At 49.2% G+C, this 23780-nt stretch carries 11 protein-coding genes; 3 read left to right on the top strand and 8 right to left on the bottom strand.

The window, feature by feature from the left end; genetic code table 11:
- The 3 genes from DEF47_RS11275 to DEF47_RS11265 all read right to left on the bottom strand — a co-directional run.
- Positions 1-441: D-alanyl-D-alanine carboxypeptidase family protein (locus DEF47_RS11275; RefSeq protein WP_287045136.1), on the bottom strand; the 441-nt coding region annotated here is incomplete at its 3' end.
- 128 nt (positions 442-569) lie between these two features.
- Positions 570-3233 carry a hypothetical protein gene (locus tag DEF47_RS11270; protein WP_012189794.1) on the bottom strand — a complete coding sequence of 888 codons (2664 nt, stop codon included), beginning with the start codon at positions 3231-3233 and terminating at the stop codon, positions 570-572.
- Positions 3234-3485: 252 nt separating this feature from the next.
- Positions 3486-5012: an adenylate/guanylate cyclase domain-containing protein gene (locus DEF47_RS11265; RefSeq protein ID WP_012189795.1), complete on the bottom strand. Its 1527-nt coding sequence runs from the start codon at positions 5010-5012 to the stop codon at positions 3486-3488.
- Between the two features lie 250 nt (positions 5013-5262).
- Between DEF47_RS11265 and DEF47_RS11260 the strand changes: the two genes are divergently transcribed.
- Positions 5263-7116 carry a carbohydrate-binding domain-containing protein gene (locus tag DEF47_RS11260; RefSeq protein ID WP_012189796.1) on the top strand — a complete coding sequence of 618 codons (1854 nt, stop codon included), beginning with the start codon at positions 5263-5265 and terminating at the stop codon, positions 7114-7116.
- Between the two features lie 256 nt (positions 7117-7372).
- On the opposite strand, the gene DEF47_RS11255 is transcribed toward DEF47_RS11260, so the two are convergent.
- Entirely contained in the window at positions 7373-11701 is a 4329-nt protein-coding gene (locus DEF47_RS11255; protein ID WP_012189797.1) for an ATP-binding protein, read from the bottom strand.
- Between the two features lie 357 nt (positions 11702-12058).
- On the opposite strand from DEF47_RS11255, the gene DEF47_RS11250 reads away from it, so the two are divergent.
- A complete protein-coding gene (locus tag DEF47_RS11250; protein ID WP_012189798.1) occupies positions 12059-13195 on the top strand; it encodes a hypothetical protein in 1137 nt (378 codons plus the stop codon).
- On the opposite strand, the gene DEF47_RS11245 is transcribed toward DEF47_RS11250, so the two are convergent.
- Positions 13155-17042: a tetratricopeptide repeat protein gene (locus DEF47_RS11245; protein ID WP_012189799.1), complete on the bottom strand. Its 3888-nt coding sequence runs from the start codon at positions 17040-17042 to the stop codon at positions 13155-13157. The two genes, DEF47_RS11250 and DEF47_RS11245, sit on opposite strands and share 41 nt — an antisense overlap.
- A 156-nt stretch (positions 17043-17198) precedes the next feature.
- Between DEF47_RS11245 and DEF47_RS11240 the strand changes: the two genes are divergently transcribed.
- Positions 17199-19685 (top strand): tetratricopeptide repeat protein, encoded by a 2487-nt coding sequence (locus tag DEF47_RS11240; RefSeq protein ID WP_012189800.1) that lies wholly within the window; start codon positions 17199-17201, stop codon positions 19683-19685.
- Between the two features lie 234 nt (positions 19686-19919).
- On the opposite strand, the gene DEF47_RS11235 is transcribed toward DEF47_RS11240, so the two are convergent.
- The 3 genes from DEF47_RS11235 to DEF47_RS11225 form a co-directional block, all read right to left on the bottom strand.
- The gene (locus DEF47_RS11235; protein WP_012189801.1) at positions 19920-21512 is read right to left on the bottom strand and encodes a right-handed parallel beta-helix repeat-containing protein; all 1593 of its coding nucleotides are present in this window, start codon (positions 21510-21512) and stop codon (positions 19920-19922) included.
- An 86-nt stretch (positions 21513-21598) separates the two neighbouring features.
- Positions 21599-22372 (bottom strand): ethanolamine ammonia-lyase subunit EutC, encoded by a 774-nt coding sequence (gene eutC / locus DEF47_RS11230; RefSeq protein ID WP_012189802.1) that lies wholly within the window; start codon positions 22370-22372, stop codon positions 21599-21601.
- Entirely contained in the window at positions 22372-23763 is a 1392-nt protein-coding gene (locus DEF47_RS11225; RefSeq protein ID WP_012189803.1) for an ethanolamine ammonia-lyase subunit EutB, read from the bottom strand. The genes eutC and DEF47_RS11225 overlap by 1 nt, the downstream gene beginning before the upstream one ends.
- Positions 23764-23780: the final 17 nt, after the last annotated feature.

Here is a 23780-nt window from a genome sequence, read left to right as displayed (position 1 = left end):
ACTGCTTAATTCATATTGCACCCAACCCTCGAAGGTGCTCGCTTGCTCAGCATACGAACGATAGGCCGAGCGAATTTCCAGCACAAAGCCATCACGGCGTGCAGCATCAATTAACGCTTTGAGATCGGCTACTGCCTCGCGGCGCAAAAGTTGGCCCGAACGCGAGCCACGCACGCCAGCCAAGCGCAAATCAAGCAATTCAGCCTCAGGATCAAGCGTCGGCAACAGTGGTACAGCAATCGGGGTTGGGGTATTCGTCGGGCGCGGCGTTAAGGTCGGCGTTGGCACAGACGTGCGGGTTGGCTTGGGTGTTGGGGTGGCGCTTGGCGCAATCAATACTGGTTGCAAAGGGACTTGGCGATCAGTAATCGCCGCCTGTGAAACAGTTCCACAGCCAACTAACAAGCCCAAACCGCATAGTGCGACCAGCAAAAACTTCACGCAAAGACCCCAATTCGTCAGCCAACGGCTGCGATTGTACCAAAACGCCGTAATTATGCAACTAGGTAGTAGCCACGACCCCGCTCCCAATCGCAGCAGGAGCGGGGTAGCTCGCACAAAACATAGGCTTAGGGTGTCCAAACGAGGTATAAGGGGGTCGCGCTATAAACACTCCCATAGAGATCCACAAACTCCACCGTTAGCGTCTGTCCAGCCCTTGGAATCAAGATGTTTGCTGGCACTTCGACCAACGCGGCCTGCGGCTGTCCATTGCTTCCATATTCGTAACGAAATAGCTCGGTTGGCCCCGCCCGTATAAGCACCGCATCATCAACTAAACCTGCTACAAGGCTGCTCGGGCTTGATGAAAGCCAATACGTTCCACCACTTGGTAGCACTGTCGGTAGACTGATTGTACCGGTAAAAAAGACGAGGCCTGGGGTTGCGATTGGGTTAGTCGGTATCGCAGCTGATCCGAGGGTCGCAATTGAGCCAAGTCGGCTCATGGTTACAAAGGGCAAATATCGAATAAATGTTGTGGGCACAGGCGTGTTGGTTGGTGTACCAGTCGGCGTATTCGTTGGTGTGTTACTAACCGTTGCTGTCGCGGTATTGGTTGGCGTATTGGTTGGTGTGTTGCTAACCGTTGCTGTCGCGGTATTGGTTGGTGTATTGGTCGGCGTGTTGGTTGGTGTATTCGTCGCGGTATTAGTTGGCGTGTTGGTTGGTGTATTCGTCGGTGTGTTGGTTGGAGTGGCCGTCGCGGCTGCAACGATCGTTACAATCCCGCTGGTGCTGTCAAGGCTCTGACCATCTGGGTTAGTTACCGTCACAATGCGTGCACCAGCACTAGCTCCAGGTGCAACCGTGATGTTGAGGGTAATTTGGGTTGGGCTGTTGTAGGTAACACTATTTACTGTTACCCCGCCACCATTGATGCTGGCAGTAATTCGGTTGCTAAACCCTGCCCCAGGATCATAAAAGCCCGAGCCAGCGCTCGAAGTACCAGTAATGATGATATCCGTCGTCGTTCCCTGATCGACCGAGGCTGGATTACTGGTAGTAGGGGTTGCTGGCGGCGGAGCTAGTACTTTGACAACCTGCACCCCATACGAATCGGTGGCATTGGTAAACTGCTGAATCGTCCACATGGTCATATCATCGCTGGGGTCGAGGCTCGTATAGGAGGTAGTGCCCCAAAGTCGCCCAGCCGCCCCACCAGGATCAGCGGCGGGATTGTAATCAAAGCTGCTCGCCGTATAGAGCGTCGGCGCTTGCATTGTTCCAAGAGTATCGCCAGCCAAGCGGCTGGTCATGGATGCATTGGCGCGGGCTGTGGCTCCGGCACTACTGAAGCCCATCACAGCGTGGCCTTGGCCTGAAACAGCAACGCTTGGAATCCATTGAAAGAGCGGGTTGGCAGCAGCATTATCAAACACCGTTCCCGCTTGGCGCAAGGTTGGTGTCGTATCAAGATTCTGAAACTCGTACCAACGCACAGAGTTACGTGCCCCGGTTGCGGTGCTTGCAACCCCAGCGGCATTGGTTCTGAAGCTGTGCGCCGTCCACAGCCGACCATTACGAATCATGGCTGAATACAAGCGATCATCAATGCCATCGAGTTGACCGTTCGCCCCCCCAGTATTGCCTAGGTGGGGAACGCGGGTAGGAAAGGTCGTGGTGGGTACGGTCACCGCGATATTGGCCGAAATCGTGGGGGTCATACTGCCTGGATTGCTCACCCTCCGAAACATGATTGTGCTAAATGTGGCATTATCAACCCCCACAAAGTAGCCTGCGGTTGCAGTTGGGTCAAAATTATCAACCCCTTGTGGGGCAAATGGGCCAGCGCCAGTCCCACCTGCCACTAACCCAGCAAAGGTGGTTACCACCATTGGCCCAGCCCCAAGGATCGAGCTTTTTTGCACCACATAACCATTGGTGCCAACAAAGGCACCAGCGGTGGTGAACATGTTAGCGCCAATATACAAGGCATTAACATCAACGCCTAAGCTCGCATAATCCATCACATCGGTGTTGCTGCCTTGAAAAAAGTAGAATGTCCAGACCGTGCTAGGCGTAATAACTCCCGCACTGGCAGCATCGCTAACCGCCAGCAACAGCCGATTGACTTGATTGCCCGAAAGGCCTGGCAGATCGGTGACCGTCAGAAACCAGCGCTGGGTCATTCGATCATAGCGAATCCGTGGATCGTTGGTGATGTTATTGGCAATCGGTGGGGTCATCACCGAACTAAAAAACGTTTCCAGCGTACTATCGATCACGCCATCAGCAACACCCGTCGCTTTATTGAAGGTTCGCAAGCGGCCATTAATTGCCACCACAAATTGGCCTGGCCCAACCGTGCCCATGGTGCCCGGCGGAATTCGATTAGTATCAGCCAAGGTTGCACCGGTAAAAGTAGTGCTCAAACTGCTCAAGGCCGTGGCATTCGATGCTCCAACTGGGGAAGTATCTGCTTGAGTCGGCCATTGGGTAACCGCTGGAGCATTGGGATTTTCAGCTAAACGCTGGCGATCAAGCTGAAAGCGTGGTTTTGCTATACGTACTGGCTGCGGTTGTTGATCGGCTAAGGCTTGGCTGGCCATAATTGCAGCGCTGGTGCGTTGGATGCCAGCTGCCCCAATTTGGGTGCTACCACGCGATTCACCAGCAAGGATTGATTGAACTGGAGCGTCAAACCGCGCGTAGGCACGAAATCTCGCACCAGTCTGAGCCATGGTCAAAAGCAGGAACGTCATAATAAGAAGCTGAACAGGCTTCAAGCGCATGCAGAATCTCCTTAGACTGTGTGGATTCACCACCATAATGGTTTTGAAGCTATCAAACTCAATCAGATTGATCGTTTGTTTTGGTAGATGTTAAACAGCAACAGCCAGCAACGTCACGTTGTCGATCAGCTGCTTGATGGTTATCGAAATACCGATCATTTGAAAATCGTTTGGGTTAAGCCTATCGTATCATGATCAGCTAAACTAGGCTATGAGCCAAATACGACGGGCAGTAGCAAGTTAAGTATTGGTTCACATAGCATCATGCAGGCTGAAAATTGGGGTTGGGCTAGCCTTGCCTTTCAAGTTGATTGTGCCCAAATCAACACATGGCAATTGGTGATCAATCAGTTGTTGCAGACTGGCTTCGAGCAAAATCTGACCCTGTTCAGCGGCAGCCATCAAACGCGCGGCAGTATTAACCACATCGCCCAGCAAATTAAACTCGCGTCGCCCACGTGGCTCGCCAATTTCGGCGGCAAACGCTGGGCCATAGGCAAGGCCAATTTTGCAGCGAATTCGTTGTTGATACCGCCGAAAATGCAGTTCTGGCGATTGCTCGACCAATTTTTGAATCGCTAGCGCCGTTTGAGCAGCTCGCAAGCCATCATCAACATGTGCTCCGGTTACCCCAAAATGAATCAAAATATTCGAGCCAGATTTATCGTAAGTCACGTTTTTCAGAATCCCGCCAGAGGTTTCGACCGCTGCATTAATCAAGGCAAAAATCCGTGAATAGGCTTTAATCAACAGGGGTTCTTCGTCGGGGTCAAGATATTCGGGGGCATCGCTGATGCCGCTCAAATTCATATAGATAACGGGAAGTTGCAGCCATTGCGGCGGCACTTTACGCTGCGCCGCAGTTTCAACCAACAAGCGGAGCACTGACACCGGCAAAAAACTGGCTAATGGCTCGGTGGTGTTGAGCATTTCTTCAATTTCATGCACCAAAGCCGCAACACTGCGATCAAGCAAAAATCCGCCTGCTTGGCGACGTTTGGTTGGCGCAATATCGTATTCGCCCAAGGCCTGCTCGGCCAAATCATCACAAACCAAGGCATAGCCATCGCTCAGCAACTCACAGCGATACAAACCCTCAACCGCGTGCAAAGCCGCTTGACTGAGACAAACGCGCCCAACTTCACCTGCGCCTTCAGCATATTTCGTCGCTTGCACTGCCTCGCCCAGCAGTACATATTCCATGCGTTTGGGTGTGCCAATATCGGCAGCAATAAAACGCCCGCGATGCAAGCCAATCCGCATACCCAGCGAAATAACGCCTTGGGGCGTGGTTAATTGATTAAATTGCTTCATCGCCCGCTGCATGCGCAGGCCAGCCCGCACCGCCAATGCTGTGTCGTTGCGCTCACCATCAGCCGGAAATTGCACCAACATGGCATCGCCTGTCCATTCCAAAAGATTGCCACCCGATTTGCTGATAATTTCAACCATCTGGGCAAAATAGCTATTCAGCACATTTAACACTTGATCGGTAGCATGATCATCGGCGTGGGCATCCATTAATGTGGTAAAGCCCGCCAAATCGGTAAACATTAAGGTGCCTTCTTGCCACGCGGAGCGTGCTAGGCCTGGAGTTGGCGGGGTTTCGGCAACAAAACGCGGCACATAATCACCCAACATGCGTCGCAAGGTGCGCAAATGCTCAAAAACCTGAATCAAGCGTTCTGGAATCGGCTCGACCCAAACCGAGGCATACAACATCGCTGGCAATAACGAGCGCAAGCGTGGCTCTAGCAACGTTAATGGATGATTTGGCATGATACCGCTCCTTGATCAGGCAATTGACTATCGGCCTAGCTACTGAAAGTATACCGTGCATCCCCAACATCAACCACATATTCTCTTCACGAGTTCCTCACACTTGCTGACTAGAATTGATAGCAGATTAATCGATATTCCCTCACCCCCAGCCCCCTCTCACACAAGTGAGCGAGGGGGAAGGACTCAAACAACATCGTAATCAGGTAAGGGAATCGACTATGTTACAGATTTTATTGGGAGCTTTCGCATGAAACCATTTACCAGAGCACTCATCACCAGTATGCTGGTGGCAATTTTAGCAGCCTGTGCAAATAGCCAAACGACGAGCAACAGCAACCCGACTTCGAGCAACAGTCAAGCGGTGGTCAGTGCAACGAGCGCGACAACGACCAGCCCAACCGTGGTCGTGCCAACCGTCGAATCAATCGATGAGGCACTAGCTACCAAAGCTACCCCCCACGATACCTCAGCAGATTTGGCTTGGGATACGGCGGAGTTGGTCGAAATTAAACTGAGTGATAGCACCATCACCGCCAGCAGCCCCAATGTCAAGGTTGAGGGCACGACCGTCACAATTAGCGCCGCCGGAACCTACCAATTAAGTGGCAGTTTGAGCGATGGCCAAATTATCGTTGATACTACTGATAACGATTTAGTGCGCTTAATCTTGAATGGTGTAACGATTCATAGCTCAACCAGTGCTCCCATCGCGATTATGCAAGCCGAACAAGTGGCGGTAATTTTGGCCGATGGTAGCCAAAATACGCTTTCAGATACAATTGATGCCTCAGCCAATGCTACGACCGAAGAAGATTTGCCCAACGCCACGCTGTATAGCAAAGCCGATTTAGCGATTGATGGCACTGGCAGTCTGACGATTCAGGCCAACGGCAACGACGGCATCACTGGCAAAGATGGCTTGGTGATCAACAGTGGCACGATCGATATTAGCGCAGTTGATGACGGCTTGCGCGGCAAAGATTATCTGGTGGTCAACGGCGGCACAATCAGCATTAATGCTCAAGGCGACGGCCTAACCGCTGATAACGAAGAAGATCCGACCAAAGGCTATATTTCGATCACAGGTGGTACATTCACGATCAACGCTGGCGGCGATGGCCTCAGTGCCGTCACCGATCTCTTGATCGACACTGGCGATTTGACGATTAGCGCTGGTGGCGGCAGTAGTGCTAGTGTGAGCGCCGATGCTTCAGCCAAAGGCTTGAAAGCTGGCCAAAATTTAGTGATTGCCGATGGCACGATCACGATTGACGCTGCTGAAGATGCGCTGCATTCCGATAGCAATGTCACGATCAATGCTGGCACAATCAACCTCGCCGCAGGCGATGATGGTGTGCATGCCGATGCAAACCTCACAATCAACGGCGGCGATCTGGCAATTAGCACCTCGTATGAAGGCCTTGAAAGCGCCGTCATCACGATCAACGATGGCGCAATTAGCCTTGTAGCCCAAGATGATGGGGTGAATGTGGCCGGTGGCGATGGTTCGAGTATGCAGGGTGGCGGCATGGGTCGGCCCAATCGCAACGATAGCTTTGCCGCTGGCACCTACTTCTTGTATATCAACGGCGGTACATTGGTGGTCAATGCTGCTGGCGACGGCTTAGATGCCAATGGTTCGATTGAGATGAACGGTGGTTTGGTGTTAGTTCACGGCCCAACCGAGCAAATGAACGGCGCATTGGATTATGATGGTGGTTTCGCGTTGAATGGTGGGATTTTAGTTGCTACTGGCAGCGCGGGCATGGCCCAAGCACCCGACACCAGTTCAACTCAAGCCTCAGTGCTGATCAACTATAGCTCGGCTCAGGCTGCTGGCAACTTGGTGCAAATTCTTGATCAATCAGGCAAGGCGATTGTGAGCTTTACGCCCAGCAAACAATACCAAACCTTGGTCTTCTCATCGCCAGAGCTGCAACAAGGCGCAAGCTACACAATCAATAGCGGTGGCTCACTGCAAACGCACTCGGCCAGTGGCCTCTCGTCGGAAACAGCCAATGCAGGCGGCACAGCTTACGCCAGCTTCAGCGTCAGCGATATCGTGACCCAAGTTGGCCAACGCATGGGACGACAACGCTAAAAGTCAAAGTCAAAAGGCAGAAGTCAAAAATCAAAAGAGTTACCAAGCGTAAAATTTAACGCAGTGGCACAGAGCAAGCATATTCTCTGCGCCGCTGCGTTAAACATACTAGTTAGTTGTTGGAGATCACGCTAGTAATCCAACAGCATAATCAAATAAATCTGTGCTCATCTGTGGCAAAAAACTTAACCTTCGCGTCCTTCGTGGTTCTGACCACTCCCAAGCTTCAAGCCAACACAGCTTTTATTCAAACGTTTTAATTCAATCGGGCTAATTGCTGCTCAACCCATGGCACGCTATCGAGCACGGCAGTGCCAAGCCAAGGATGGGTTGAATCAAACGGCAAGACGATTGTCCGCAGCTCCCATAGATCAGCAGCAGCACCACAATTACGCCATGCGGCTTGAATAATCTGAATACTTTCGGCAATCTGCCCACGCTCAACGTAGTAGTTAACGATTTGGTGCAAGAACTTAATCCGTTTCGTCAGCCTAGTAAACCCATGCGAGATCTGATATGCAGCAACGACAGCATCGGTTTGCAGCAAAGCTGGAATCAGATAATCCAAGACAGCATCTCGTTCTTCAGATGCTTCATCATTGGCAATCAGCGTTTGAGCAAAAGCCAAATCGCCTCGTTGCGCATAGATCAAAGCGACAGCATCAAGACTTAAGTAATTAGGCGAAAGTCGGCTTATTTCAGCAATAATCATTTCTACCATCACGCGGTCATCAACTTTAGCATAGCCATTGGCGACGCTTCTTAGGGCTTGGGCACGCTGCCACGGCACTGAAATAGCCATAGCAAACTGATAGGCTTTGGCAAAAAAATCTGGATGCCCACGCACCGCATAGGACGCACAGCTATTGGCTAATGCATTAAATAGATCATTTGCATAGCTACTCGGTGCAATACCATTGGCTAAACGAAGCATATCAGCCAAAAATATCTCTGTATCTGAATCGGTAGCATGGCAAAGATATGTGATCGCAACATAATGATAAGCAGCAACTTTGGGACGCGACTCAATCACAATCGATTGAGCAATGGAATGGGCATACGCTAACCAATCGGCAAAATCTGGGTAATTGGCTTGTTTGATATAGGCTCTGGCAATTTCACAAAGCACTTCCACATACTGATACTCAGCCAAGGCTGGATGTCGAATAGTGCGGATGGCCTCCAATAGGCTGGGGAGATACTGATTGGAGCCATAGTTAATCTGGGCAATCGCCAGATCCTTTAGATCCTTAAGCAAGCGAATCGGATCGGCAATTACACTCCATGCTTCAATCAACTCATCATAATACTCTGCTGCAAGCGTAGCTAAACCATGCTCATGCGCTTTAATAATAATCTGGCACAAATTCCGTGCATACACTTCAGTTTGAGTATTGATAACCTTCAGCGTTGCATAAGCTTGGGCTAGCTGTCCACTATCAGCATAACAAAGACTTATTTCTACCATAATGTGATCGTGTGTTTGCGAAACGGTCATTACCTGGGTTATCGTAGCCGCACTCGCTAGCATCCCATGGCTATAATAGCGACGAACAAGGCCCACCCCAGCCCAACGCTGCTCGTTTTCAGCAGTGATTACGGGCAGCAGTTGCGTAGCTTCGCCGAGAATTGTTTTAGCGAGTAGCTCAAACCCACTAGCTAAGGCTATATCAGCAAGTTCACCCAGGAGACTCACCCGATAGCTAGGATTTTCAAGCTTTCGTGCATGGTTCAACGCCTCGAACAAGTATAGTTGAGCTTGAGGATGATCCTGTTGCTTAATTGATTCAGCTATAAGTATTTGTAATAAGTTAACTGCCACATATGGTCCAACACTTGTGTCAATAATCTGGCGAACTTGGTCTATCTCACCATGATTAAGATGGAGCATAGCATGCTCAAACGGCAAAGAATACTCAAAATCCTCGTGTTTACCAACTAAAAACGTGGTGTAGATCACTCGCTGACAGAGATCATCATAGTTATAGCGTTTAGCAAAATGAGCAAGCTGCAATAAATCATACATTTGGTCATTCAAAAACGAGTTTGATGTGGCCAAAATCGCTGTCAACGCATGCTCAAACATAGACTGAGCACGGTCATGCGCATGCTGAAAAGCATATGCATCGGCAAGTTGCAGCCAGCATTTTGCTAAAGAGATCGAGCTTATAACCGAACTCAAAGACAGCTGGGCCGACTCCAGCAGCCGCATCCATTGAAATCGATCGGCATGGCTATTTGCCAATAAACAATAGCTTTTAATCTGTTGATCAGGCGCTTTGATTAATCCAAGCGCTTGCTCGGCCTTCGAGAAATCAGCTTCCTTACAATACCAGGCAACTAGTGCGGCATAAGCCAGATCACTGGAGTGCCAGTGGGTAATGGTAGCCGCAAGCTCAACCGCGATTGCAATATCATCACGATTAATATAGATATCAACTAATTCCCGACGAAATCGATTTAATTTGATCTCATCATGCAAATTATAGGCTTGTGCTAAATTCCCTTGTGCCAAGTACCCTTTAATTATTGCCAAAAGTGCTGCAATTTTTGCATCATCAGCAAAATATTTGTGCATGGATCGAGCTTCAGCTAGTAATATATCGGCCTGTTGATGATCACCCAACCGCCATGCAATTGTTGCAAGTAAGCTTTTAATTTCAACTACTTGCTCGTTTTGAGCAAATGGTAACGTTTCAATTAATAGTTGTCGAGCCTCGATAAATTCAGTTTCTTCAATCAGGGCATTAGCTAGCAGCATAGAACTCTTAATTCGATATTTTGGAGTTTGAATTTGTCCAATGATCAGCTTAACTCTTGCCAAATCATGCTGTTTAATCACCACGTCAACCAAATAAGCAAGCGTTTCATCACGAGTATTCCCCAGGCTAATCGCAATCGGGTAGGCCATATTTAGCAAGCCATGGTCAGCATAGGCCATTGCAACGAGATGCAACGCATAATCACGCTCTTCAGACTCATGCAAGCTTCGCGCAACTTGTTCCATGCGCTGAAAAATATGCAAACGCAGCTCAGGCTCTGTATAAGCAACTACACGTGACCATAACAGCACTTGACGTACTTGATCCGAGCAAATTTCAATCTGGGCAAGCGCCTCAGATACCCGCCCAAGCATCGCCAAAATCACAAATACATCATCATGCCATTGATCGGCATGGGCCGTGAGGCTGGTGCGCAGCAGGCTATAGCGCCACAAGCGTGGCAATAATTCAAGCTGCTGTTCGATGCTCTGGCCAGCGGCAATTACGCTCTCGCGGGCCCGATCCAAATCCAAGCCATACAAGCGCGTGCTTGGCTCAAACCGCACTTTGTGCTCGCCATAATCGCCCGCATCGATCACTTGCCACAATGCTTCCCATTGTTCTGCGCAATCCAAATGGGTGATGTAATGCTGGCGTGCATACCAGCGCCGTGCCTGTTCAACGGATTCTGTACTATCGTGCCAAATCTGGTCAAGTGCTGCGCCACACCATTGCGTCATGCGTCCATGCCACACTTGCAATTCTGGCTGGGTAAATTCGTGTTGGATCAGAAAATCGTGAAACAACAAATGGCGTAGCGCCACGCGCTGATCGGCGGCAACACTCACCCAATCGCTCATCAGGGTCAGCGCCTCGACCACTGTAGCGGTTGGTCGTTCAATAATCGCCGCAAGCACCGCTGGCTCAAGCGGTTCTTGGGTTATCAACAACACCGCCAACAACGGGCGAATCAGCGGTTGCCAGTGGCGCGGCGCTGCTTGTTCGATCCGCCCAAGGCTCAGCCGAAAGAGATTGGTTGCGTCAGCGCTGGCGTGGTCGAGTAATGCAAGCATTTCACTAGTCGAAGTGTGGCGCAGCACATTGGCCGCCAGTTCGATCAACAAGGCATTGCCCTTGACGGCTTGCGCTAAACCGTGCAACAACGCTGGCTCCAGCGTCGGCTGCACCTGCTGCCAACGCCCAATCGCATCCTGTTCGTGCAACGGTGGAACCTGATAAACGACCCCATGCTCAAGTGCTAAACTATCGATCGTCTCGTTGGGACGCGAGCCAAGCACTATCACGATGCCAGGCGGCAGCTGCAAGGGTAAAAAGCTGAGATCGCGGGTTCCATCCACCTCAGGCTGCAATTGATCCAGTCCATCGAGATAGATCGTTTCACTGATGCCACGCGCCGAGAGGGTTTGTAACAACTGACCAAATTCGAGGCGCAAGGCGGGGTAGCTATCGGCAGGAAAATAGTTGCTCGCCAGATCATGTTTAAGCAGCAGTTGAGCAACGATGCTACGCAACACGTCGAGTTGATAGGCGCGGCCTGGAGTCAGCGCAATAAAATGCTGCGGGGTTTGGTCTAGCCCAGCATTCACAATTAGTTGGGCGAGCAGACTACTTTTGCCCGCCCCAGCCTCACCCGTCACCAACACATAGCCACCGCTTGGGCGGGTTTGGTCGATTAATCCGCGAATCGCTGTTTGTTCGGCTTGACGACCAACGAAGCCAGTGAGCCGCAATTGCAACAAACGGGCACTTTCACGCTGGTTGGCGGCTTCATGCAAAACCTGAGTGTTTGGGGTCGTCATCATGCTTCTCCTCAATTCAACCTATCGTGCCAGAGCATAGCACAGATGGATTTAATTATATCGTTGATCCACGAAGGGCACGAAGGCTGAAACCACGAAGAACGCGAAGAACGCAAAGGCTGCTTATTCCAAAGCCCTGCCCCCTGTCCCTCATTTTCTCTGCGCCGCTGCGTTAAACATACTAATTAGTTGTTGGAGATCACGCTAGTAATCCAGCAGAATAATCAAATAAATCTGTGGCAAAAAACTTAACCTTCGCGATCTTCGTGGTTTCAATCCTAGCTCCTGACCCCTAACAACTAATCCCGCATCGCTCAATTCGGCTAAAATATGGCTATCGCCTAGTATGGGAGCCTAGTCATGACCGCAAACAGCAAACATCAAGCTTGGCAAATTGGCCTAATCATCGGTTTTTGGCCGATTGTGCTTTTTGCCCTGTTCAATGATTCGGCTTGGCTCTATGCCCAAAGCTTCAACGGCCAAATCATTAGCAACATCGCCGCGCCGCTCTACTTTGGCTTGATGCTCTATCACTTGCGCCCCGACCAACGCCTGATTGCCTTGGTATTTGTGCCATTTTCGGCGCTCGGCGAATATGTATTTAGCCTATTGCTTGAGCTTTACAGCTACAAATTTGAGGCAATTCCGATCTATGTGCCGTTTGGTCATGCAATTTTACTTAGCACAGGCCTGTTGATCAGTGAATTGGCCTGGGTTAAACAACGTGAAAAACAGCTACGTTGGAGTCTATTACTTGGTCATGTCAGTTTGTTTATTGGGGCATTTTTGCTCTTCGATGATAGCTTGAGTTTGCTGTTTGGGCTGGGGTTTAGTCTGATTTTATTGCTCTATCGTGCCCAATTATTACATTTAATTATGGGCTTTTTGGTGCTTTATATCGAGCTATTGGGCACATGGCTTGGCTGTTGGCGCTGGGATCTCAACCCACTCAATGGATTATTGCACACTACCAACCCGCCAGTTGGAGCGTTTGTCTGCTATGTGATTGCCGATATTATTGTGATTATGAGCTTACGCTGGCTACGCTGGATGCGGGGCTACCGCCGCAACCCGCATGCCAAAGGCTCAGCCGCCTATTACCAGCAAAAACTAGCCTTGACCCAACAAATTTATGCCGAGCAAGGTGGCAAATCGGCCATTAGCAACGACGATGGTTTTGGTAAAGGCTATGCTTTGGGCACAGTCGGTTTACGTTATGTTGAATTAAATCAAGATTCAGCGGCAATTACCTGTTTTGAGCGTACCCGCCAACTAGCCCAAAGCCGAAATGATCAAGCGATTTTCCATTTGGCGGGCTGGCATCTAGGCCAAATCCTGCTCCAACAAGGCCAAGAACATGAGGCGATGACGTTATTACAAGCTTATGTCAATTATCTTCAAGCTAGCAATTCGACGCAGGCTGAGCATTTTGCAGCACAACTTGCTCAGGCGCAGCCTAATACAAATGATAACTCAAGTTCAGCAGTGTTGCGATAGCACGCGCAGTGTTTGACTCACTTAAACCAACCACGTCGGATGAATTTTGATCTAATTGGCGTTTCAACCAAGCATGACCATCGCGAAATTCTGGCTCAAAAATCGTATCGAGGCTTGCAATAATTGTTTCAGCTGCGAGCATAAACTGATGTGCAAGCCGATATTTAAGCATTCCAGCCGCGACACAGCCAAACCCGACCAAATTTTCAGCCAATCCACGCTGATCATCAAGTGCTAAAAAACCATGAATACTTTGCTGGAACAAGCCATAAGCCTGATAAAAATCGTCTGTTCGCAGTGCCAAAAAGCCCATTGCTACCTGCGATTGAGCAATTCCTAAACGATGATTAATCGCGCAACGAATCGTAAATGCATCACGATGATGCATCCAAGCCGCTTTGAAATCCCCTAAAGCCGCGTATGTATTGCCCAAATGCGCCAGTGAGATGGCAATCCCGCGTTGATGGCCGACTTGTCGCCGATAAACTAAAGCTTCCTCAAGCAACTGACGAGTTCGCTGATAATCACCCGAAACAAACACTGCATTGGCTAAATTGCTTAACGATTGAGCCATCCCACGGACAAAACCCAAATCACGGCGAATAGTAAAAGCCTCGGTATACAATTGCTCAGCTGTCGTATGATCACCACGATCAAAAGCAATAATGCCGAGATCGTTCAGCGAACTCGCCATCGCGAACAAGTCTCCGGCCTCACGCCGTAGCTCTAAACTTTGCTCTAAGGCATGATAAGCCTCGGTATATCGCCGTTGATCGGATAAAATCACTCCTAATTGAAACAAGGCGCGAGCTGTTCCCAACGAGTTAGATAACTGTCGCCAAAGCGCAAGGCTTTGCTCCACATGAGCAAGACCTTGCTCATAATGGCCTTGTTGCCACAGAATATTCGCAATATCGATTAACACTTCGGCAACACCTTCCGCATTGCCTCGCGTTAAATAACGGGTTCGAGCTTGTTCAAGCCAATCCAAGCCTTGACGAAATTGTCCAAGTTCGCCATAAATCTTGCCAATGCTCCAATGGCTTTTACCAATAGCCGCATCAGGAGCTAATAGCCCATTAATAATCGTTTGATAGGTTTCAATCGCTGCATGCGGCTTACCAATAATTTGGAGAATCTCACCAATAGGCAACAACACTGACCAATGCTCAACGTCCGCTAATAAACTCAATAATTGTTGATAAAACAATAAGGCTGCTTCATTGGCATAGGATCGTTGGGCAGCATCAGCAGCCTTCCATAAATATTCAATCTGCTTACTACGATTATCGCTACGCATAAAATGATAGCAAATCAGATCAAGATAGGCGGGATCATCAGCATAGTGTTGCTCAAGAAAATGGCCAAATTGCTCATGTAAGGTTGAGCGTGTCGCATAGGTTAAACTCTCGTAGGTTACTTCATAGGTCAACATATGCTTAAAAATATAGGCAACCTCTGGTTCAAAACTATATTTAATTGTTAACTCCAGTCGATCAAGCGTTTCAAGATCGGTTTGAATTGTCTGATGCTCACCCAGCTGAGGATAAACACCCCATAACCAGTGCAATTTAAACAACCGACCAATAATACTCGCAACTTTAATTGTCAATTGCTGGCGCTGATTAAGCTGATCAATTCTGCTTAGAATCAAGCTCGATAAACTTGCAGGAAGTTGTAATTTACCAATAACCGCAGCATCATTGAGATCTAAGCCTTGCGTATACACATAATTGAGTAATTCCTCCAAGTAAAAAGGATTTCCCTCGGCCTGATTAATTAAATGGTCGGCTAATAGACTTGAGATATGGTGCTCGCCAGGCCAATGCTGCATTTTATAAGCAACCAATTGGCTCGCTTCGCTCTGATTAAATTCATTAAGGTTCAAGCGATGCCAATACGTCAATTGCGGTAAGCGCTGAGCAATTACTTCATTCTGTATCGATGGGCGAAATCCTAAAATAATACAAATTGGTAACGCTTCAATTATTTGACTAATCGCCCATAGTAAATCCGCCGACAATGGGTCGATCCAATGACAATCCTCTAATACTAAGATCATTGGTTGATTGGTAGCGCGAGTTCGTAAGCATTGAACCAAAATCGCTTCACGAGCCAGTTTTTGCAGTTGGGGTTCAAGTAAGGCTGTCGTTTCGTTGGGTGGAATCATTAGGTTGAAGATCGTTCCCAGTAACGGTAGGCGATTGAGTAAACTTGGATCGATTAGTTCTAATTGGAAGCTCAAAACCCGAATTTGGGTAGCCAGATCCCACATTGGCTCAATACAGAAGAAGGCTCGCCAAATTGCATTCCAGACCAAATAAGGGCTATTTTCACCATAGGCCTCGCACTCGCCACGATAAATATTCCAGCGCTCAGCGTCAAGTTGTTGGATGAATGTATTAATCAAATGCGATTTTCCGATCCCAGCATCGCCAACAATCGCTATAATTTGCCCATGACCAGTCAAGGTTTGCTCGGTTGCTTGCAATAACATGGTTAATTCGCTGGCACGCCCAATTAATCGCAGATTACTAACAAATTCAGGCAAGCGGACTGAGGCTTCAAAAGCTCGTTGCTGTAAGGCCATCAGGGCAATTGGTTGTGGTTTGCCTTTGAGTCGAGCATCAGGTAAGAGTTGCCAACGAAATTGGGTTTGGGCCAGCTTGGCAAGCTCCATACTCACCAAAATCTGATCAGCCTTAGCATGCTCCATCAAGCGGGCCGCCACATTAATTGCATCGCCAATCGTTGTATAATCGCGGCGAATAACTGAACCCACCAGCCCACAATACACTACACCACTATTTAAGCCTAAAGCCGATTGATAGCCCATTTGGCTGGTTTGCTCACGTACAGCCAAGCCACAATCTAAAATGCGCAAAGGATCATCTTCGTGAGCAATTGGTGCTCCAAACAAAATCATGCTCGTGATGCCTTTATCACCAACTGCGACATGGCTAAGATAACCATCATACTGAGCACTAACTGTTGTAAGCATGCTCGCCCATTCACGAATGATCGCAAGCTCATGGGCTGGTTGTTCGATACATAATTGGGCAAATAAAACATAGACCAGCCGATGTTCATTAATGAACGCAGCTTGATTATCGTGCAGCCGTTTGGCAATTAGGGGGTGAATAAAGCTTTCAGCCCATGTAGGCAGTGGCGGCGCTGCTAATGATGGATAAGCAGTTGCAACTCCCGTTTCGCAGCCTTGCAACCAATAATAACCATCGCGCAATTGTGCCTGAGCATAGCTCTGAACAACCAGCCAAAGCTCAGTGGTTAAGCCAATTGAGCCCTCGCTTGCTTGGTGTTCAACCAAACTACTTTCAATTAAAGGCTGGCCAGCCAATAATGCGACTAATCGCTGGTGGGGAATACCTGCCATACCACACATAAGCACACCATGAGCCAAACCAATTTTCATGGTTAAGCGAATAGTTGCCAGCTCATCAAGCATAGCACTTGTCTGAAATTGGGCCATGGCTGCTTGCATTGCAAGACTACACGTTAAGGCTTGTTGGGCAATCGCCGCTTGATTCTCAGTTTCATACCGAAAAAGCGCAGTTAATGCATCGCCACTAAAGCCCCAAACCATCCCGCCCGCTGCCTGAATCAAGTCGATCATCGCCTCAAAAACATGATTTAACAGCAGAGTTAGCTGTTCAGTCCCACGAGCACCAACGTCGCGCACCTGATCGCTCAATGTGGTAAACCCTGCAATATCAGCAAATAAGACAACCGCGTTAAACTGCTGTTCGGCCATTAATGTGTTTGGCTGGTCAGAGGCGTTCAGAAGTCTGAGCAATGGTGAGGGAAGCAATGGCAATAATGATGACATAGATAAAGCCCTAGTAGCATGATCATCGCTGTACAATCACTATCCTAGCATACCTAGACGAAAATGCTATCCCCAACAACCAGCCCCACGCTATAGACAAAGCCTAACGCTAAGCGCTATCATATGCCTAGCACTCAATCGTTGGGAGATGTTGCGATGACGACCCTGCCTAATGCTGAAACGCTGCAACAAGCCGAAGCCTTGCTCGCTCAAATTCCACTTGATCGCATTCCAGCCCATCAACGCCCACGCGCTGATTGGATGCTTGACGATCAGTTTCCGATCAGCAGTTTTGTTGGGCGCGAAGATTTGTTAAAGCAATTAGCGGCGGCCATGGCCTCAACCACCCCAACTATGATTGTGCCAACGCTGGCGATTACTGGCATGGGCGGCATTGGCAAAACCAGCCTTGCGCTCGAATTTGCCTATCGCTATGGCCATTATTTTGCTGGTGGCGTATATTGGATCAACGCCGACTATACGCCAATCGCCACCACGGCTGCAACGATCTTGCCCTCGGTTGATCGATTGTGGCAAAAGTTATTTCCTCAGCGTGATAGCAGCCAAATCAGCCCTGAACAGCGGCTTAACGAGATTAAAAGCTTTTTCAATAGCCCAATTCCGCGCCTGTTGATTTTTGATAATTGCGAGCAACAATGGATTTTTGAAAGCTATCGGCCAGGCCCGCAAAGCGGCTGTCGTGTGCTGATGACTAGTCGCAACGCGGTTTGGTCATCGAGCAATGTTCGTGCAATTGCGATTGATTTGCTGACCCCAGCTGAAAGTCGCCAGATGCTGCAAAAACTTGCTCCACGAGTTACCGATGCTGAGGCCGATGATTTAGCCAAACTGGTGGGTTATTTGCCTTTAGCATTGCATGTAATGGGCGTGGCCTTGGGAACACTTGAACCATCATTACCTGTCGCCAATTATTATCAACGAGTGCAGCAAGCCTTAGTAGCCGAACTCGAAACCAGCGCCAACACCTTGCAAAACCTCCATCGTTCGCCAACTAACCATCAATGGAGCGTCGTTGCTACGGTGCGCGTGAGCTATGGCCTGCTCAAACGCAGCTATCAGGATGAAGCCAAACTACGCCATCTGTTATTGTTGCTGGCATGTTGTGCGCCAAATGCGCCAATTCCAATCGATCTGTTGGTACGAGCAACCGAGCAGGATTCGGCGACCGTTGGCGGATGGTTGTACGTACTACGCCAAAGCGGCTTTTTCGATCACGACCCACCGCAGTTGCACCCGCTGATGCGCGAGGCGATTCGCATTATTGAAGCCGAGCACTACCCCAACGCCGCCAACATAATGACCGCTGCTTTGGTGGCTGAGGGCAAGGATGCTCATGAAAAATGGCAGCGTGAGGCGATGTTGGCTCTAGTGCCTCACCTAAGCGCTTGCCATGAAACCGAAAAAACGAAGCAAGGTTATACGGGCAATGTACTAGCAATTATCGCTCAAATTAACCAACGACAAGGTAACTACCGCCAAGCAGAGCAATCTATGCGTGAAGTGTTAGAGTATGAAATTGCCGTGTATGGTTACGAGAAACAAGAAGTGATTACAACTCAGCATAATCTTGCTAATATATTATACGATCAAGGTCTATATATAGAAGCATTGAACCTCTTCCAAGAAATACTAACTATCGAACAACAAATATTAGACGCAGAACATCCCCATATTCTAGCTACTAAACATGAACTCGCAAGGGTTTTACAGGCCCAAGGTGAATATGCACAAGCCTTGGAGTTATATCAAACCGTCCTTGCTAGTAACCAACGAGTTTTAGGCACTGATCATCCTTCAACTCTCGCTTCTCAGCATAATATTGCAAGTGTGTTTCTTGCCCAAGGAGATTACATCCAAGCACAGGAACTCTACCAAACAGTCTTTACCATTCAACAACGAGTTTTGGGCGAAAATCATCCTTCTACCCTTGCCGCTCAACATGAGCTTGCGAGGGTGTTAGTCGCTCAAGGCAACTATGTAAAAGCACAGGATATTTTCAAGGCAGTCCTTGTCATTAATCAACGAAACTTAGGGACGGATCATCCTCATACACTCACCACCCAACATGAACTTGCGAGGGTATTCCTCATGCTAGGTGACTATGATCAATCCTTGGATCTCTTTCAAACAGTTCTCGTTATAAATCAAAGGGTTTTAGGGGCAGAGCATCCTTTGACCCTCTCCACTCAACATCATCTAGCAAGCATATTTCTCGCTCAAGGCAACTATGTAAAAGCACAGGAAGTTTTTCAGGCAGTTCTTCCTACCAAACAACAGGTTTTAGGCGCGGAGCATCCCGATACCCTCGCTACCCAGCATAATATAGCAAGTATATTTTATAGCCAAGAAGCCTACGACCAAGCCCTAGATATTTCCCAAACAGTCCTCAACATTGAAAAACAAACTTTAGGAGATGATCATCCTGATACTCTCATAACTCAATCCAATATTGCTGTATGCATGGCCCGACAGGGCCAATATTACGAGGCTGTAGCGTTGTTCTATGAGATTATCCCCAAGCAAATTCGCTGTTATGGAGGAACTACTCATCCCAAGGTGCAGGCGAGCATTGAAATTCGTGATGCAATTGTGGCGGCTTTTTGGCAAAAGGAGCAAGGCTAGCACAATTGATTCACGAAGGACACAAAGGGGTCAAGTTTCAGAGTTCAGTTTAAATTCATAAGACTACTAGCCACTAGCCCCTGAAACCCGACCCCTATTAGTCCTCTGCGTTCAACCGCGAACCATTTTTTTGCCACGAATTTCTCGAATTCCACGAAAATATACATCCTTCGTGCGCTTCGCGTCCTTCGTGGTTTCAGTTAACTTATCTTTTGTGCTCTATGCTCTATGCTCTTACTTAATCGTCATTGGCAACGCCACTTGATACCATAACGAGCCACTTTCGACCGCGCCCATATCGCAGGCCGCACCCACAAAGCCTGCCAAACCACGTTGATCGGTCACAGCAGAGCTTGAGCATGAGCCAGCATCGGTCGATGCGCTATGGCTGAGTGGCAAGTAGGTTGGGGTTGGGCCACCATACCAGCCCAATGGTCGCAAGCTTGGCCCAGTAAATGGTTTATTACCATCGATGGTTTGCGTGCCACAACTTCCATCACTCCACATACTAAAGCTCATGCTCGGCACTTGGCTGGCATAGCCACATTGCGCTCCTGCCGGGGCATTATTATAGGTAAGAATGCTGTTATCGACCGTAAATAGAGTGCCAGCATGATAGATTCCACCGCCAGCGATCTCTGCATTATTGGCGGTCATGGTCACACGATCGATTACCAGTGTGCTATTCGGGCGATTATTCAGCCCAGCCCCACGCTGAGCCTTGTTTTTGGCGAGAGTGCTATACCTCAAGACGGCCACGCCTGTATTATCAAGTGCTCCGCCATCGCTCTGTAAAGCTTCATTATTAGTTAGGGTCGAGCGTTCGATCAACAGGCCACCCTGGTTGGCAATGCCGCCACCAGCTACTGCCGACAAATTCTGATCAATAATGCCATTTTTGAAGGTCAAGCTTGAATTAGCGGTAATATAGCCCCCAGCGCCTTCGTTAAAAGCCACATTATCGGCAATTTTGCTGGCGTTAAATTCAATTGTGCTGCCTCCGCGCAGATAAATGCCACCGCCTTGACCAGCAATATTACTCCAGATACGTCCGCCTTGAAACACCCCGTAGCTTTGCTGAATCACGAGGCCACCACCAAAATCGGTATGTTCACGGCCTTGTAATTCGTTTAGCTCAAAATTCGTTTGGCTAATATCTAAATTTGCCGTCCATGCCTCAAGCCCAGCGCCTTCGGTCTCGGCTTTGTTAGTGCTAAATTTGCTATTACGAATTGTTAGATTGCCAGTATTAAAACTTACGCCACCGCCGCTGCCACTCGATCGATTGGCTTCAATCAGGCTATCAATCAGGCTCAGGTTGGTATGTTGCGCCCCAATCCCACCACCAAAAGTTGTCGCTTGGCTATGCTTAATTGTTACTTGGTTGAGGGCCAAATTGGTAAACTCGCCGCTCCAATTTGGCTCGGCAAAAATCGCCCCGCTATGCTGAGCATTGCCATTCGTCAGGATGATGCGCTGAATTTCGACCCGCGCTTGTTGGCTGACCCAAAAAATTCGCGTGGTATTGCCGCCAGAGAGCGTAATTTTGCCGCCACCATCAATCACCGAGCCATCGTGCAAAAATTTTTGGCTGGTTAAAACAATCGTATGCGGATTCGGCCCACAATTAAAGGTCAGCGTGCCGCCAGGGGCTTGTTCGCCTGGAAAAAGCTGAGCCAAGCCAGCATCAAAGGCCGCCTCGTTACAACTAGCAGGTGTGCCAGTGCCTACCACCACGCTATCGGCAGCAACTGGGCGGCTATCCCAAACTAGCCCTAAACCAAGCATGATCAATCCACTTAACAGAATTTTTTTACGCCGTAGCATTGCATTTGCTCCTACTAGCCATCAATCCGATAGCAGTAGCCTAGCAAAGCACAGCCGATAAAACTTGACATTTTCTACCAAGTTTATTATTCAAGCGTGGGATTATTGGTTGCGCCAAGTTGCTGGCGCTCGTCCTTGAGGGCGACTCCGGTCAAACGCCGTTGACGAGCCTGCCCCAACAAATACATCAATAAATCGCTAGCTGCTACATAACTCAAGCCTTGGGGGTGAATGTTGGAGATGCAGTTGCGCTCAGCATCGTTGCGGCCTCGCTGCGGCGCATAAGTTAAATAGATGCCCAAACTATCGGCAACGCTCAAGCCAGGTCGCTCACCAATTAATATCACCACTAACTCGGCCTTGAGCAATTCGCCAATTTCATCGCCAATTGCCACCCGCCCTTGTTCAACCAGCACCAACGGCGCTAGCGACCAACCAAGCGACTCAAGTTGCGGTTTGATTATGTTCAGCAGCGGTACAGCATGACGTTCAATCGCCACCGCCGACAAGCCATCGGCTACCACCAAGGCTACAATGCATGGATCAGTTTGCAAGGCCTCTAGTTGCAGACGCGATTCAACATGCAAGCTGCGGCCTAAATCTGGTCGCTTGAGATAGGTCGCCCGATCCAAAGCGGCACTTTTGAGCCTGAGTATTTGGGGAAATTCAGGTTGTAACGCGCTGGCAATCGCCGCAAAATCGACCTGGGCATGGACTGCATCACGGGCTAAGGCATGGTCTTGTTGAAACGCCAAATTGGCCTTGGTTGGCAGCGCATCGCCCACTCGACCAATGCCAATCCGCGCATTTGTAAATTGGCGCAAGCGTTGCCAAAGCTCATTTTCAGATTGTTCGGCCATTACAATGCTCCCAACTGGGCGGCTGATTGCAACAAACGATGGCGCTCGTTGGCAATCAAACGGCCTGCTTGATCGCTAATGCCAAGCTGTTGCAGCCATGCTTCAAACTCGGGGGCTGGGCGCAAACCCAAGGTTGTTTGCACAAAACGAATATCGTGATATGAGCTGCTTTGATAATTGAGCATAATATCGTCAGCGCCAGGCACGCCCATCACATAGGTGCAACCAGCGCTGGCCAGCAGCACCAGCAAATTATCAATATCGTTTTGATCAGCCTCGGCATGGTTGGTATAGCAGGCATCGCAGCCCATCGGCAGGCCCAACAATTTGCCACAAAAATGATCTTCTAAGGCCGCTCGGGTAATTTGCTTGCCATCGTAGAGATATTCAGGGCCGATAAAACCCACAACGGTGTTGAGCAGCAATGGCTCAAAGGCTCGCGCTACCGCATAAGCACGCGCCTCGCAGGTCTGTTGATCAACGCCATGATGGGCATTAGCTGAAAGTGCGCTGCCTTGGCCAGTTTCAAAATACATCACATTATTGCCAATTGTGCCACGCTGCAAGCCGCGTGCTGCTTGATTGGCTTCGTGCAACAGCGCCAAATCGATGCCAAAACTACGATTGGCCGCCTCGGTCCCGGCAATCGATTGAAACACTAAATCGACTGGAGCACCGAGCTCGATCACCTGCAAGGCGGTGGTGACATGAGCCAACACACACGATTGCACCGGCATGGCATAGCGCTGACGTAATTCATCAATTAAATGCAGCAAACTGGTCATAGCTTGCGGGCTATCGGTCGCTGGATTGATCCCAATCACCGCATCGCCACAGCCATACAACAAGCCATCGAAAATTGCCGCTGCAATGCCTTGGGGATCATCGGTTGGATGATTGGGTTGCAAGCGTGAGGAAAAACGCCCCGCCAAGCCCAAGGTATTACGAAAGCGCGTAATCACTTGGCACTTTTTGGCAACCGCAATCAAATCTTGGTTGCGCATAATTTTGGAAACTGCCGCCGCCATTTCGGGCGTAATGCCTGCGGCAACCGCCGCCAATTGCTGGCTATCAGTGCGATAATCGAGCAACCACTCGCGCAAACCACCAACCGTCAAATGGCGAATTGGTGCAAACGCTGCCTGATCATGGCTATCGATGATCAAGCGTGTTACTTCATCGGTTTCATAGGGGATGACGACTTCGTTGAGAAAGGTCGTTAGGGGAACATCAGCCAAACACCACTGCGCCGCCACTCGTTCCTCAGCACTAGCGGCGATTAAGCCCGCCAAAGCATCGCCCGAACGTTCAGGCGTAGCCTTAGCCAAGAGAGTTTTGAGCGAATCAAATTGATACTGGCGTTGGCGAATTGAATGCTGATAGCTGGTCATAGGCAGTCTCCCACAGC

It is taken from the genome of Herpetosiphon sp. (assembly GCF_003512625.1).
Taxonomy (GTDB): domain Bacteria; phylum Chloroflexota; class Chloroflexia; order Chloroflexales; family Herpetosiphonaceae; genus Herpetosiphon; species Herpetosiphon aurantiacus.
Note: the sequence above shows the minus strand (reverse complement) of the source record. Positions and strands in the feature narration are given on the sequence as shown.